This window comes from uncultured Brachyspira sp. (assembly GCF_944390595.1).
Lineage (GTDB): Bacteria > Spirochaetota > Brachyspiria > Brachyspirales > Brachyspiraceae > Brachyspira.
Genome location: NZ_CALXRN010000110.1, coordinates 1 through 14,888, shown reverse-complemented (window position 1 = coordinate 14,888; position 14,888 = coordinate 1). Strand labels below are relative to the sequence as shown.

Sequence of the window (14,888 nt, the reverse complement as noted above, 5' to 3'; positions counted from 1 at the left end):
TAGTACTTGACATTTTTTATTGCTATGCTATAATAATTTTCACTTGCCGAGTTAGCTCAGTAGGTAGAGCAAAGGACTGAAAATCCTTGTGTCTAGGGTTCGATTCCCTGACTCGGCACATTCCTTTATAATTTCTTAATACTAATCAGTAAAGCACTATATAAAGTCTTCTTATGAATTAAATTATTAATGATTAATAATATGGATATAGAAAAAGATATAATTGATTATATTAATCCTATTTATGAGGATAATCATTTAATAGTAGCTGTAAAACCACCTAATATACCTACTCAAGGCGATATTACAGGAGATGTGTCTTTTTTTGAAAATATTAAAGATTATATAAAGATAAAATATAATAAACAGGGTAATGTATTTTTGGGACTAGTTCATAGATTAGACAGACCTGTTTCTGGTATTATGGTGTTTGCTAAGACTTCTAAAGCTGCTTCAAGATTAAGCGAAGCTATAAGAGATAGAAAATTTGAAAAAACTTATTATGCTGTTGTTAAAGGTATACTTTTAGATAAAGAGGGCAGACTTGAAAATTATCTTATAAAAAAGACGAATAAATTAGGAAATATAGCACAAGTAGTTTTTGAAAATACTAAAAATGCTAAAATAGCTAAACTTAAATATAATGTAGTAGGTGAGGATATAATAAAAAATTTAAGTTTGCTTAAAATAGAATTAGAAACGGGAAGATTTCATCAAATAAGAGTACAGCTTGCCAATTTCGGACATGCTATATATGGGGATAGAAAATATGGAAATTATATAAAATATGACAGAGATGATGTTCCTTTAGCTTTATTTGCCAAAAGTTTAAGATTTCCGCATCCTACTAAAGATGAAATGATTTATGTAGAGGCTGATTTGCCGAATTATAATCCTTGGAATATTTTTAATAATTAATTTAATGTTATTTTTTTTATTATTGCACTTGACAAAATAAATTAATAGTGTATAATGTACAAACATTTGATTGATATAAAAAATACGGGCCAATAGCTCAGTCGGTAGAGCATCGCCCTTTTAAGGCGGTTGTCGAAGGTTCGAACCCTTCTTGGCTCACATAGAAATTAGTTTTCTATTATATCATGCCGGTGTGGTGAAGAGGTTTAACACACAGGATTTTCATTCCTGCATTCGCGGGTTCGAAACCCGTCACCGGTTCATTGAATAGCCACTCTGTTTTAGAGTGGTTTTTTTGTGTCTTTATTATATAGTAATATATTCTTGAAAAATATTTACGGCATTTATCTTATTATAAGAATCTCCGCCTCTCCAATTCATAAGTTTCTCTGATAATTCTGTATCTCTATATTCTCTTTCTTCTTTAGCTTCTAAAATGTCTAAATATGATAATATTTCAAGCAGTATGATTCTTTCATATTTGATGATGGAAATATATCTTTTAGTGTTTTTTCCATTTTATTTACAGAATGATTTTTTATATTATAAGAATCTATTTGTTTTAGTATTCTATTAAAAATTTGTATATCTTCTTTTGTGGGATTTAATTCATCGAAATTCAATTTTTTAAACTCAGATAAGTCAAAATAAATATATGACAAATACTCAAGCCTTACACCTCCCCATTTAAATTTTTCAAAGTTATATACATTTCTGTATTTTAAATTAAAATTATCTCCTAAAACATAATATTTATAACATTCCTTACAATATTCATTATTATTTAAATAACTATGAATGCGGATTTTTTTGGCTAAATAGTAACTTGATATGAAACTTCTTAAATGCAATGCTCTAGTTGATAAACTGCATAAAATGCTTTTATTGTATTATTAAAATCGATTTCATCTATTAAATTTTTGATATTTTTTATAAGATCATCATGATTAATTATTTCATCAAAGAAGTCAAACATTAATCCCTTTTCTTTGGCATATAAAAAATCATCATCATTTATAAATATTTTTTTGTCATCAATCCATCCGTTTTTCCAGAAATAATTGAATAATATTTTTTTAGCTTTTTTATCTATTTCTATCATTTACATAAAGTTCCTTTAAAAAAATAAGGGGGCATAAAGCCCCTTAAAATTTAGGCTAAGAAACTTAATTGTTGTACATAAGTTCCTTTTTAGCTAAGACTTGTCTTAAACCGTCTTTAGCTTGAGAATCGCTTCCATTATAACTTAAAGCATTTCTGTAGCTTTCTTCAGCATTGTCAAGTTCATTCATTCTGTAATAGCATTTTCCTAAAGCTAAATTTATATCAAATAAATCTCTTTTGGATGTTGCCACATTCAAAGCCTCATTATAAGCATATATTGCATCATTATACTGCAGTCTTCTATATGAGAATGCTCCGTAAAGCATATAGTTTTCTACGCTAGGAGACATTTCTACAAGCTGCCTATAATATGTTGTAGCATCATTATATGAACGTATCTCTTCCATCATAGTAGCTAGAGTAATCCAAGCATTTTCTCTAACTAAAGTTGTATTGTTTTCATCATTAGCAGCTATTAGCAGAGATTCTTTTGCCTTTTCATAATCTTTTGTTTTATAATAAAGCATTCCCCCTCTGTATATACTTTCTCTATCTTTAGGATATTTTGATAAAGTATAATTATAATAATTTATAGCTTCATTATTGTTTCCTATGCTTTCATAATAAATAGCAAGTGTTCTGCTAGGGAATGCATTACCAACATCTTCTTCAATAGATTGTTTCAATAATTTTATTCCTCTGTCAGAATTTCCATAATACAATTCTAACTCTCCAAGTCTAGGCATAAATATTGCATTATTAGTCTCTATTCTATATATTTCCTGATAGTATTTTAGAGAAGGAATAAAATTTTTCTGTCTGTATGTTATATCTCCAAGTCTTTCTAATGCTGTTTTATATAAGTCATCTTTATTATCAGCCATTATTATTTTTTTATAATTTGCTTCAGATTCTTTAAGCATACTTCCTTTATAATAAGCATTAGCAAGAAGTCCTGTAGCTTCATAAGTATTTGTATAATCTTTCATTTTAGTTAATCTTAAATAATATTTTACGGCTCTGTCGTATGCATTTTCTTTTTCGTATAATTCACCCAATGCAAGTATAGTTTCCACATCATTTGGATTTTGATCCAATATTTGTTCATATACTTTTTTGATTCCGTCATAATCTTCAACTTGTTCATATATTTTTACAAGTCTCCTTACAGAATCCGGCTTTGTTTCAGAATTAACTAAACTTTTTAAATACATTTCTATAGCACTGTCTGTATCTCCTGATATTACATATATATCTCCAAGTATAGTTGCTGCTTTGTCTGCATATTCGCTTTTACTTCTTCTAACTAATTTGCTTAATGTATCATAAGCTACACTTTGAAAACCTTCATTAAGTGCTATTAAGCCTACATAGAATAAAGCTTCATCATTTTCTTCTAATGATAATACTCTCTCATAATATCCTTTAGCTAAACGAGGCAAATCTCTTTCTATATAGAAACGTCCCAAAGTAAGAAGGCTAGGTATGTAATTACTGTTTATTGATAATGATGTTTCTAATGACCTTAATGCTTCATCATACATTTCTTTTTCTAAATATGATATTCCTAAATTATGTTTTAATTGCTCATCTAAATATAATGAATTTGTCATTTTATTAAATACTTTTATTGCAGAATCATAATCTTCTGTTTCATTATATATTTTTCCTAATAGTATGTTAGCATCATATTGTTTTTTAGGATCTATTGTATCTTTTATTTCTTTTTGTAAAATTGACTTAGCTTTATTATAATCTTTATTTTTATAATATTCTTTTGCAAGAGTGTATTCATCCACTATTTGGGAGTTCATTCTTACTTTACCCTGAATTATTGCTACATTTAATGATATTATAGCTATAAATCCTAATGCACCTATACATAATATAAAAACTATTGTTTGTATATTTTTATATTTTGCTTTTCTTTTATTGTATGTCATTTTCTTGTATGCCATCTAAAATCCCATTAACAAATTTATAAGAATCTTTATCACTAAATATTTTAGCGATTTCAACAGCCTCATCTATAACTACAGATTTTGGTATGTCTTTTAAAAATATTAAAGAATATATAGACATTCTTATAATTGATTTGTCTACATATTGTATTCTCTTTATATCCCAATTATTGGAATATTTTTCTATTAAATTATCTATTCTTTCTAAATTTTTTATAGTACCTTCTACTAGATCTTTAGCAAATACAAATATATTTTCGGGTATTTTTTTATCATAATCAAAATTTAAAATATCATTTATATCAACTTTTCTGTCATTAATTTCATAAGAATATAATGACATTACAGCATATATTCTAGCCTGTCTTCTTGCTCCATATGATGATAAATCTAAATCTTTTATATTTTCGTTATTTTTAGTTTTTACTAGAACTTTCTTTTTAATAGCCTTTTTAGGTGAAGACTCATTATTTTCAATATTATTAATATCTTTTTCTTCAGGCATATTTATATCCAAAACTATTTTACTACTGATAATTATCGGAATATTATATATAAAAATAATTTTATATAATATTTTTATATAACTTTATCATATTAAAAAGGCTATGAGATTATACCCATAGCCTACAAAATATTATTAGATTTTTACTTATTTATTTTACAGTATCTAATTCTTTCTTTATTCTAGCATAAACTTCTTCAGGTGTGCCTACACTTTCTATTTTTATAATTTTAACTTTATCATTATAATACTCTAATACAGGTTTGCTTTGGCTTTCAAATACTTTTAATCTGTTTCTTATAGTCTCCTCATTATCATCAGCACGTCCTCTGTTTAATAATCTCTCTATTATTATGTTTTCTGAGGCATATAAATCTATAACAGCATTGATTTTATAATTCAAACTATCTAATATTTTTGATAATTCTTTTGCTTGTTCCATAGTTCTAGGGAATCCGTCTAGCATAAAACCATTTTTACAGTCATCTTTTTTTATTCTATCAGTAAGCATATCAATAACTAAGCTGTCAGGTACTAATTCTCCCTTGTCCATATATGATTTAGCAGTTTTTCCTAATTCTGTACCATTAGCAATATTTTCTCTTAACATATCGCCTGTAGCAATATGTGCTATTGAATAGTCTTTTTCAATTAAAGCAGATTGAGTTCCTTTTCCTACACCAGGAGCTCCTATAAAAATTATATTAAGCATATTATAACTCCAATAATATATTATTATATGCAGTATAGTAAATAATAATGTTTTGTCAAATATTATTGTAAAAAAGTTTTATATATAGGATTTTTTTGTATTATAACTGTAAATGTATAATATGTGTGATTACCACTGCCATGAGTATGTTAAATTTGCTCCTCCATACCCGGCATTTAAGGATAATTTTTCTACAGCGAAGTTTGATTCATTTACCCAAAGCATATAATATATCCCTGTAGTTAAAGCAAAGGCTCCTGTAAGAACCATGCCAGCTATATATACATTCATTGCTGTATTATAATGCGTCAAGTCTATAGGAGGTCTTGTAGGTGAGTTTTTATATTGATCATAATACTTTACCATAGTTGAATCTAGTATTTCTCCGGCATATATGTATGTTCCGGCTGAAAATATAGCACTTGCTATTGTTAAGCCTAAGAATATTTTGGTATTTCTTTCATAATTTTTGAATATTTTGTCTGCCAGAGTAGGTTCTTTAAACTTTTTCATAGTAGGAGTTAATAGTAGGGTATTAGTGCTGTTTACAGTAAATGTTCCGTAATAATCAATATAATTTGTATTTGTTATTTTTATGGAATATGTGCCGAATCCGAAATATCTGTCTATTGTATTTGTAGGTTTTTCTTTTACTCCGTTTATAACTACAGAACTTGCATCTTCACCTGGTATATTTATTTGAACTCTGGCTCTATTTGTAAGTTCTTTTAATTTAAAGCTTAATAATATATTTTCATTGGGTTTTTCAAATGCCAGCATTGTATCTATTGTTTCGTATGTTTCTTTTTGTATTGTAAATCTATGGCTGTTTGTGGTTAATGCTGGTACATATAAGGTTTGTCCGCTTTTTCCTATGAAAACATCATCAACATAAACAAATGCATCCTCGGGAGTAACATCTATGGCTATAACTCCTGTTTTATCTAAATAACTTATTCTATTAGCTATTTCTAATGCATAATTTGGTATTTGTTCATCTATTTTGGCTTCCGGTATGGTAATTGAATAAGAATTAATTTTTCTTTCTCTTATATAGGCTATATATGTTTTTATGCTTATATTTGGTCTTTTGTACTCTACTGTACCAAATATCGCTATATCAGCATTTCTTGTAAATACATACTTTTTTATATCATCTCCGAAATATTCATAATAAGTTTTTCCTATATCAACTTTTTGTATAAAGTTATTTGTACTCTTTAATATTACATTACTGCCGTTATAATCAAATAGTATTTCATCTTCTTTTAATATAAATCCTTTTGTTTCGGGTGTTATTAATCTTACATTGCTTCGTACATCACCCCAATTTGTATAATATGTTTTTTCATAATTTGTTACTATAGTAATATTAGTACCATTCTGATGACTTTTATATGTTATGTTAGTAAATTGGAATACTTTATAGTCATATGCCCTTTCAAAATCTCTTGGGGTAATCACATAATTTGTTTCTGATTGTAATTTTAATGTTTTATTATACTCTATTTGATTTGCTATAGCATCAGCTACAGCAAAAGATAAATAATTATAATTAGTATTATTTCCTATATTAGTATATATGTAAATATCTATTTTAGCAGTTTCAGAGCTTGTATAATAAGGTCTTACTTCTTCTATTCTAATAGGCTTTCCTCCAAAAGGATAAAGAGGTGAATATAACAAAATAGTAAATAATACTAGTAATAATAATTTAGTAATTTGTTTTATATACATAAATAATATTTTTTATTTTTATTTATTAATTCTATATTAAAAAACATCTTTTATCAATATATAAATTATATTATTCTTTTATTGATTATATATTTAAAACTAATATACGTATTTATGTAAAAAATAGATATCATATTAAGAAATTCACTTTATATTTTGTTTTATTATTATAATTTGTGATATTTTTAGAATAATAATGTTTTAAATTTGTAATATTATTGAATTTTTTTTATTTGTTTTATTATTATTAATGATAAATATATTGACAATTTTTATAGTTTAATGTATCTTACTTTGTTAGATTACTATATATAATAATTAATGGAGAAGTTTTATGGATATATCTAAAAGAATTCAGAGATTGAAAGTTTCGCCTGTTAGAAAATTGAACCCTTATGCTGAAGATGCGTTAAAGAGAGGAGTGAAGATTTATCATCTTAATATCGGACAGCCTGATATAGCTACTCCTAAAATTTTTTTTGAAGCAATTTCTAAATATAATGGTACAACCCTTAGATATGAACATTCAAGAGGGTTAGCGTTACTTATTGATAAAATACAAAAATATTATGATAAGTTAGGCGTACATTATGAAAAAGAAGATATAGTTATAACTAGCGGAGGAAGTGAGGCAATATCATTTGCAATGCTCGCTATATTTGATGAAGGCGATGAAATATTAGTTTCTGAACCGTTATATGCTAATTATAAAAGTTTTTATGATGTATATGATATAAAATACAATGCTGTTAGAACTTATGCTGAGGATGGATTTCATTTGCCTAGCCGTGAAGAAATAGAGAAGCATATAACTCCTAAAACAAAAGCGTTTATGCTTGCAAATCCTTCAAATCCTACTGGTGTTGTATACACTAAAAGAGAGTTGGATGATATAGCATATTTGGCTAAAAAATATGATTTATTTATCATAAGCGATGAAGTTTATAGAGAATTTGTTTATGGAGATAGAAAGGCAATAAGTTTCGGTACTTATAAAGATTTAGAAGAGCATGTTATTATAATAGATTCTATATCAAAAAGATTTTCTGCATGCGGTGCCAGAGTTGGATGTCTTATAAGTAAGAATAAAAAGTTAATGACAGCTGTATTTAGAGAATGTCAGGCAAGATTATCTCTTCCTACATTAGATATGCTTGGAGCTGTTGCATTGTATGAACTTCCGGATAACTATTTTGATGATGCCTTGAAAGAGTATGATTACAGAAGAAAAATAATATTTGAAGAACTTAATAAAATGGAAGGTGTTGTAGCCAGAGAACCTGAGGGAGCTTTTTATGTACTTGCAAAACTTCCTGTAAAAAATGCTGAAGATTTTATTATATGGCTTTTAAAAGATTTTAATGTAAATGGGGAAACTGTTATGTTTGCTCCTGCTGAGGGATTTTATGCAACTCCTGGATTAGGTAAGGATGAGGTTAGAATTTCTTATGCTTTAGATACAAATGATCTAAAAAAAGCAATGAATATACTTAGAGAGGCCTTAATTAAGTATAAAGAGGTAGAAAAATAATATTTATAATAGGGCTGCTCTAAAATGTAATTTTTTATTCTTTGACATTGACAATTTTGAAGTTTGGTATATTCTATTTCTTTGAATCATTATTAATTGTATTGGAGAAGCATTATGGAAATATCCAAAAGAATTCAGAGGTTAAAAACTTCGCCTGTAAGAAAGTTAAACCCTTATGCTGAAGATGCAGTAAAAAGAGGTATAAAAATTTATCATCTTAATATAGGGCAGCCTGATATTGAAACACCAAGTGTATTTTTAGAGGCTATTTCTAAATACAAAGGTAAAACTCTTCAATATGAACACTCAAGAGGTATTAAACCGCTTATCAATAAGATTCAAGGATATTATGATAAGTTGGGTATTCATTATGAAGAGGAGGAAATCACTATAACTAATGGCGGCAGTGAAGCTTTATTATTTAGTTTGCTTGCTATTTTTGATGAAGGTGATGAAATATTAGTAGCAGAACCTTATTATGCTAATTATAACAGTTTTTACGATGTATTAGATATTAAACGCAATCCTGTTAGAACTTATGCTGAAAACGGTTTCCATCTTCCTAGCCGTGATGAGATAGAAAAACATATTACTCCAAAAACAAAAGCATATATGTTTTCTAATCCTTCAAACCCTACTGGTGTTGTTTCTACTAAACAAGAACTTGATGATATTGCTTATCTTGCTAAAAAGCATGATATGTTCATCATAAGCGATGAAGTGTACAGAGAATTTGTATATGGAGATAGAAAGGCAATTAGTTTCGGTACTTACAAAGATTTGCAGGAAAACGTTGTTATAATAGACTCTATATCAAAAAGATTCTCTGCATGCGGTGCTAGAATAGGATGTATAATAAGTAAAAACAAACCATTTATGAGTGCTGTATTTAGAGAATGTCAGGCTAGATTATCAGCTCCTACATTGGAAATGGTTGGTGCGGCTGCTTTATATGATTTACCTGATAACTATTTTGAAGCTACTAGAAAAGAATATGACAACAGAAGAAAAATATTATTTGAAGAGCTTACAAAAATGGATGGAGTAGTAATGAAAGAGCCTGAAGGTGCTTTCTATGTGCTTGCTAAACTTCCTGTAAAAAATGCTGAGGATTTTGCTATTTGGCTTCTTAAAGATTTTAATATTGACAATGAAACAGTTATGTTTGCTCCAGGTGAAGGCTTCTATGCAACTGAAGGTCTTGGTAAAGATGAAATCAGAATGTGTTATGCATTAGATGCTAAAGATTTGAAGAGAGCTATGGAAATTTTGAAACAAGGTTTAATTAAATACAAAAAAGAAGTAGAAAAATAAAAAGAATTTTTTGCATAAAATAAAAAGGGACTATTTTTTATAGTCCCTTTTCTTTTATAAATATTATTTTATTTCTCGTATAACTTTAAAGAAGTTATCAATAGTTGCCTCAGATATTAAACCTTTTTCATAATATTCTACTATATTATTTTTAAATAAACTTGAATACAGAGCATCTTTATTTTTACTGTCTATTTTATAAGTTTCTTTATCTTTTTCAGAAAATAAATCTTCTATAGTAATAAAATTGGGATTTATATCTGTAAGCTGAGTGATTTTCAAATTTGTACCTTCAGCCAATTCATTAAATTGATTAGCCGATTTATCCCCGTCAATTAGTAAAATAGGATTTGCAGATAATTTGCATAAAGATTCTATTATTATATTTTTTTTTACCTTCATCATTTTCTCTTCCAACACCGTTAATAGGCATAAAAGCAATATTTGTTTCTTTACTTTCTATATGTTCCATTAATATTTTAAAAGCTGTTAGATAATTATAATCTGTTATTCCCTCTACATATATTATCCTCATGTTTTTTGTAATGTCTATATGTTTTACTCCGAATGCATTGACAATTTTTTCCAATGTATCAGCTTTACCATAGGTTGCTGAGAAATCATTTTCTATTTTTATTCCTATACCATCTTGTTTTACTTCTACTATTTTTAATTCATCTAGATAATTTATATCAGCAAAATATGGAATTTGAATAGATGTTATTATAGTAATTCCATTATCTTTTGCAAACTGTTTCAAAAACTCTCTAAGTTCTCTTATTAAAGGTACTGATAAATGCTGTTCTGGTTCATCAATTATAATTATATCTCCTTTTTTCAATTCATTAGAGGTTATTGTATTAAAAAATAAACTAAAAAACCAATTAAATCCGTCAGATTCATTTTCCAAATTTGTAAGCCCGTTTTTAGTTTCAAAATATATTTTTATAAAGCTTTCTTCTAATGATATCTTAAAAATATACTCATTATTTGATTTGTATAATTTATTAAATTTTTTTGATATGGTATTTTCAAAAAGTTTGTTTATTTCTTTTTCTATTTGTTTTATAAAAGCTACATCTAATGATACATTTTTATATATGTTTATCAAATATTCATAAAATTCCATATTATCAGTTGATTTGAATAATGAATATAAAAAATTGGATTCTCGAATAAAGTTAAAATTATTATTATCTTTACGATTGTTTGGTGAAGAAATTCCCTTTTTAGAATAGCATGGTATTATAAGCTCATCAGATTTTATATTTTCTCTATGAACATATATTTTAGTATCTGCTAAACAATCTATTTTAGCTAATATACTGGATAAATATTTTAAACTGTTATCATTAATTTCATTTTCATTTAAATTTAAATCATAATATTTAGAGTCTTTATCTATTTTATAAGATTTTGAATCTATAATACTTGTTAATAATTTTAATTTATATATATTTTTGCGTTCTGTTTTTTCATTAATTATATTTGTGATTTTAGATACAGCGTAGTTTAGTATATTATTATAGTATGTATTTTCTTTTTCATTATTATTTTCTTTAATTTCATTATTACATGAATCATATTCTATATCATTATCAATTTTATAATTATTTTCATAAATATAAAATAGCTGATTATAATAATTATCATTGCTGTTTCTAAAATTAAAAATATTATCTAATATTTTGTATATATAACCTTTATTTATAAGTATATTTATTATATTATTGGTTTCTGAAATATCCCATACAATATTATTATCTTCTGACTCTCCTTTATATATAATTCCATTTTCTGATTCGATAAATACATTTAATTCTGGTTTGCAATTTATAAAACCATCTATTTTAGGATTATCCTTTTTATTATCAATATTTCCAATAAATGTTTTTTCAATTGCAGATAGTACATTACTTTTACCTATTCCATTAGCTCCTATAATACTTATTAATGCTCCTTCTTGCATATTGCTATTAAGATATAATCTGCCGTATTTAAGCTCATTTTCTTTTTTATTAACTATATTTTCATCAATTGCTATAGGATTAATATTTCTAAAGTTTTTAATTGTTAAATATCTTTTCATAAATTCTCCATGTTTTTTAATTCTATAATATTAGTACTTTATTTGACTGTTTGTTATATTATATTTAATTTATAAAAATGTAAATTATATTAATATATGTTTTTATTGTACTAGAAGAATATATATAAATTTTTGATGTTGTAAATATGAAATTATTTTTTTATTATCATACTAATAAGGAATTTTTTCATATTTTCAAGTTTTATATAAAAAAATGTTTTAACATGAACTTTATATTTGAATTGAAATTGACATTCCAAATATATTTATAATAAAAATTGATTCTTTTACTATTTTCAATATATATTTCAATCTGTAATCAATATTGCTTAAATAAACATTTCGTATTGTACTAATTTATTTAATTAATTCCTTTAATTCATCATAATAGGTATTTTCAAGTTTTTTTATGAATTCTTTATTCTTTTTGTAATTAATCTTATCAGAATTTAATTCTTTATAAACTTCTTTTATGTCAAGGCATTCAAGCATAGTTTGAAGTTTCTTTTTGTATTTTTTATTTTTGCATGCATTGTAAAACATTAAAATAGTTTTTATATGATTGAAAGAATTTGCATTTTCAAATATTTCTTCAAACTCAATTAATTTTCTTATATTCCAAGAAGTTAAATCTTTATTAAAATATTCAGCATTATTAAACATATATTTCATGTCAGTAACATTTGATACATCCCAAGTTTCAATACCGTCAAAATTTTTCCTTTTACTATTTTGAAATAAGTAAGACATGTCAATCATGCTGCTTGTATCTATATCATAAAGATTTATGCTTTCATCTTCTAAAAGGTCAAGTAAAGCATATTTGTATTTTACTGTATATTTCTTATTTTCTGTATTTTTCAGCGTCATAGTTTATCCTCATCAAATTAAAGCAATTTAATATTAAACTATATCTTTTTAGGATTTTGTTTGTATTTTTTTATAATTTCTTCTTTACTATCAATTAGTTCTTTTAATTCAGTATAATAAACATTTTCTAATTTATTGATAAAATCTTTTAATTTGGAATATTTAATAACTTCTTTATATACTTCTTTTATATCACAATTTTCAAGCATATTTAAAAGTTTTTTCTTATGATTTCCTTTGGCAATAAAATAAATATTAAGTATTGATTTAACATTTTTAAAAGAAATAGCATCTTTAAAAATATTATCAATAATACAAGTTTTGTTAATTTTCCAATTTTCTATTGATTGATTAAAACTTTCACATCCTGAAAAAATGCTATTCATATTTTTTACATTAGCAACATTCCAATTATTAATGGTCTGATTAAACTTCTTACAATTAAAAAACATACGATTCATATATAAAACATTAGAAGTATCCCATTTATCAAGAGGCTGATTAAAATTATAAGCATTCTCAAACATAGTAGTCATTTTTTCTGTTTTGCTTACATTCCAATTATTAATAGACTGATTAAAATTTTCTGCTTCAAAAAACATACACCTCATATTCTCAACATTTGAAGTATTCCATTTATCTAATGACTTATTAAAACTTTTACATTTACAAAACATATTACTCATATCTTTGACATTATGTACATTCCAATCATTTATATCAGAATTAAATCTATACGCCTTTTCAAACATAGAGTGCATATTTTCAACATTAGAAGTATTCCAATTATTTAATGGCTGATTAAAACTTTCTGCACCTTTGAACATGCTGTTCATATCCGTAACGTTAGAAACATTCCAATCATTCAAACTCTGATTAAAATTCTTGCACATTCCAAACATACTATACATTTTATTGACATTACTTACATCCCAGTTATTCAATGGCTGATTAAAATTTTCTGCTTCAAAAAACATGCAGCTCATATTTTCAACATTATATACATTCCAAGTATTTAAATTCTGATTAAAGTTTTTACATCCGCTAAACATTCCATACATGTTTTTAACATTACATACATTCCAATTATCTAATGCTTGATTAAATGACGATGCTCCATAAAACATAAAACTCATATCTATTACATTATATACATTCCAGTTATTCAATGGCTGATTAAATTTTTTACAATCAAAAAAAATACTGTTCATATCTTTGACATTAGATACATTCCAATCACCTATATACTGATTAAATTCTTCATTACCAAAAAACATACAAGCCATATTTTCAATATTATATACATTCCATTTTGATATGTCGCTATTAAATTTTCTGCAATTAAAAAACATATCATGCATATCTATAACATTAGAAGTGTCCCAAGTTTCTATACCTGAAAAATCTAGTCTTTTACTTTCTTTAAACAATTCGCTCATGTTTATTATTAAACTCGTATCAATATCGCCCAAATAAATATTTTCATTTTGTACTAATTTGATTAATTCTTCTTTGGTTTGAGGTTTATATTTATGCATAATCTATTCCCTAGAAAAATATGTAATTATTAGTATTGTTTTTTATAATACATATAAACCTAAAATTTTCAATATAGACAATTTTTTATAAAATTTATATTTTAATTATGAAAGATAATGTATTATATACTACATGAATTATAACTTTAATATATAAAATTGCAGTCTTTTTGCTTCTCGCCTGCCGTAGGCATACTTCGTATGGGTCACCACCGAGTAGATGCCTTGCCTACGGTACGCAGAGCGTCGGCAAAAGAAGTAGGTGTACGGGGACTATTCCCCGAAAAAATAGAACAAATTACAAACTTAAAAATTTTTAGTATATAGTTAAACAACCATATTTTATTATGTAAGATTTTATTTTATTCAACTTTTTCCCGTAGCAAAAAGTACAAGTGTTTAGCTTCATATATTCGTAATATATAAAAACTAAAATAATATTTATATTCTGTGTAAAAAATGCAGTTCTTTTGTTTTTTCTAAACCAATGCACGTTTAGAAATATATTTTTTACTAATTATTATAGTATTAAATTTTTTTTATATTATAATGATTTCAATAAATTTATATTAGGAAATTTTTATGTCAGGTGTTAATGATAATGATTCT

At 25.7% G+C, this 14,888-nt stretch carries 13 protein-coding genes and 3 tRNA genes; 6 read left to right on the top strand and 10 right to left on the bottom strand.

Annotated features, from left to right (window positions below; translation table 11 throughout):
- Positions 1–45 precede the first annotated feature (45 nt).
- The 4 genes from Q0J90_RS06135 to Q0J90_RS06120 all read left to right on the top strand — a co-directional run bounded on the left by Q0J90_RS06135 (position 46) and on the right by Q0J90_RS06120 (position 1,179).
- Positions 46–118: transfer RNA gene (locus Q0J90_RS06135), tRNA-Phe, on the top strand.
- An 83-nt stretch (positions 119–201) separates the two neighbouring features.
- Complete coding sequence (locus tag Q0J90_RS06130; RefSeq protein ID WP_297277060.1) at positions 202–918, top strand: RluA family pseudouridine synthase; 717 nt, start codon at positions 202–204, stop codon at positions 916–918.
- Between the two features lie 86 nt (positions 919–1,004).
- Positions 1,005–1,077 (top strand) — tRNA-Lys (locus Q0J90_RS06125).
- A gap of 28 nt (positions 1,078–1,105) precedes the next feature.
- Positions 1,106–1,179: transfer RNA gene (locus tag Q0J90_RS06120), tRNA-Glu, on the top strand.
- Between the two features lie 179 nt (positions 1,180–1,358).
- Here Q0J90_RS06120 and Q0J90_RS06115 read toward each other — a convergent pair.
- The 6 genes from Q0J90_RS06115 to Q0J90_RS06090 form a co-directional block, all read right to left on the bottom strand.
- On the bottom strand, positions 1,359–1,580 hold the full coding sequence (locus Q0J90_RS06115) for a hypothetical protein (protein ID WP_297277059.1): 222 nt from the start codon (positions 1,578–1,580) through the stop codon (positions 1,359–1,361).
- A 179-nt stretch (positions 1,581–1,759) separates the two neighbouring features.
- Positions 1,760–2,020 carry a hypothetical protein gene (locus Q0J90_RS06110; protein WP_297277058.1) on the bottom strand — a complete coding sequence of 87 codons (261 nt, stop codon included), beginning with the start codon at positions 2,018–2,020 and terminating at the stop codon, positions 1,760–1,762.
- A gap of 64 nt (positions 2,021–2,084) precedes the next feature.
- Entirely contained in the window at positions 2,085–3,980 is a 1,896-nt protein-coding gene (locus Q0J90_RS06105) for a tetratricopeptide repeat protein (protein ID WP_297277057.1), read from the bottom strand.
- Positions 3,952–4,488 carry a transcription antitermination factor NusB gene (nusB, locus tag Q0J90_RS06100; RefSeq protein ID WP_297277056.1) on the bottom strand — a complete coding sequence of 179 codons (537 nt, stop codon included), beginning with the start codon at positions 4,486–4,488 and terminating at the stop codon, positions 3,952–3,954. The genes Q0J90_RS06105 and nusB overlap by 29 nt, the downstream gene beginning before the upstream one ends.
- A gap of 151 nt (positions 4,489–4,639) precedes the next feature.
- The gene (locus tag Q0J90_RS06095) at positions 4,640–5,200 is read right to left on the bottom strand and encodes an adenylate kinase (RefSeq protein ID WP_297277055.1); all 561 of its coding nucleotides are present in this window, start codon (positions 5,198–5,200) and stop codon (positions 4,640–4,642) included.
- Positions 5,201–5,329: 129 nt separating this feature from the next.
- Positions 5,330–6,886, bottom strand: coding sequence for a PEGA domain-containing protein (locus Q0J90_RS06090; RefSeq protein ID WP_297277054.1), 1,557 nt, complete (start codon positions 6,884–6,886; stop codon positions 5,330–5,332).
- Positions 6,887–7,271: 385 nt separating this feature from the next.
- On the opposite strand from Q0J90_RS06090, the gene Q0J90_RS06085 reads away from it, so the two are divergent.
- Entirely contained in the window at positions 7,272–8,468 is a 1,197-nt protein-coding gene (locus Q0J90_RS06085) for a pyridoxal phosphate-dependent aminotransferase (protein WP_297277053.1), read from the top strand.
- A gap of 114 nt (positions 8,469–8,582) precedes the next feature.
- Positions 8,583–9,782: a pyridoxal phosphate-dependent aminotransferase gene (locus Q0J90_RS06080; protein ID WP_297277052.1), complete on the top strand. Its 1,200-nt coding sequence runs from the start codon at positions 8,583–8,585 to the stop codon at positions 9,780–9,782.
- A gap of 63 nt (positions 9,783–9,845) precedes the next feature.
- Here the strand turns inward: Q0J90_RS06080 and Q0J90_RS06075 are convergent, their stop codons facing one another.
- From Q0J90_RS06075 to Q0J90_RS06060, 4 genes are all read right to left on the bottom strand, one after another.
- Entirely contained in the window at positions 9,846–10,187 is a 342-nt protein-coding gene (locus Q0J90_RS06075; protein WP_297277051.1) for a hypothetical protein, read from the bottom strand.
- The gene (locus Q0J90_RS06070; RefSeq protein ID WP_297277050.1) at positions 10,114–11,871 is read right to left on the bottom strand and encodes an AAA family ATPase; all 1,758 of its coding nucleotides are present in this window, start codon (positions 11,869–11,871) and stop codon (positions 10,114–10,116) included. Before Q0J90_RS06070 ends, Q0J90_RS06075 begins: the two co-directional genes overlap by 74 nt.
- 357 nt (positions 11,872–12,228) lie before the next feature.
- Complete coding sequence (locus Q0J90_RS06065; protein WP_297277049.1) at positions 12,229–12,741, bottom strand: BspA family leucine-rich repeat surface protein; 513 nt, start codon at positions 12,739–12,741, stop codon at positions 12,229–12,231.
- 38 nt (positions 12,742–12,779) lie between these two features.
- Positions 12,780–14,279 (bottom strand): BspA family leucine-rich repeat surface protein, encoded by a 1,500-nt coding sequence (locus Q0J90_RS06060; protein WP_297277048.1) that lies wholly within the window; start codon positions 14,277–14,279, stop codon positions 12,780–12,782.
- Positions 14,280–14,888: the final 609 nt, after the last annotated feature.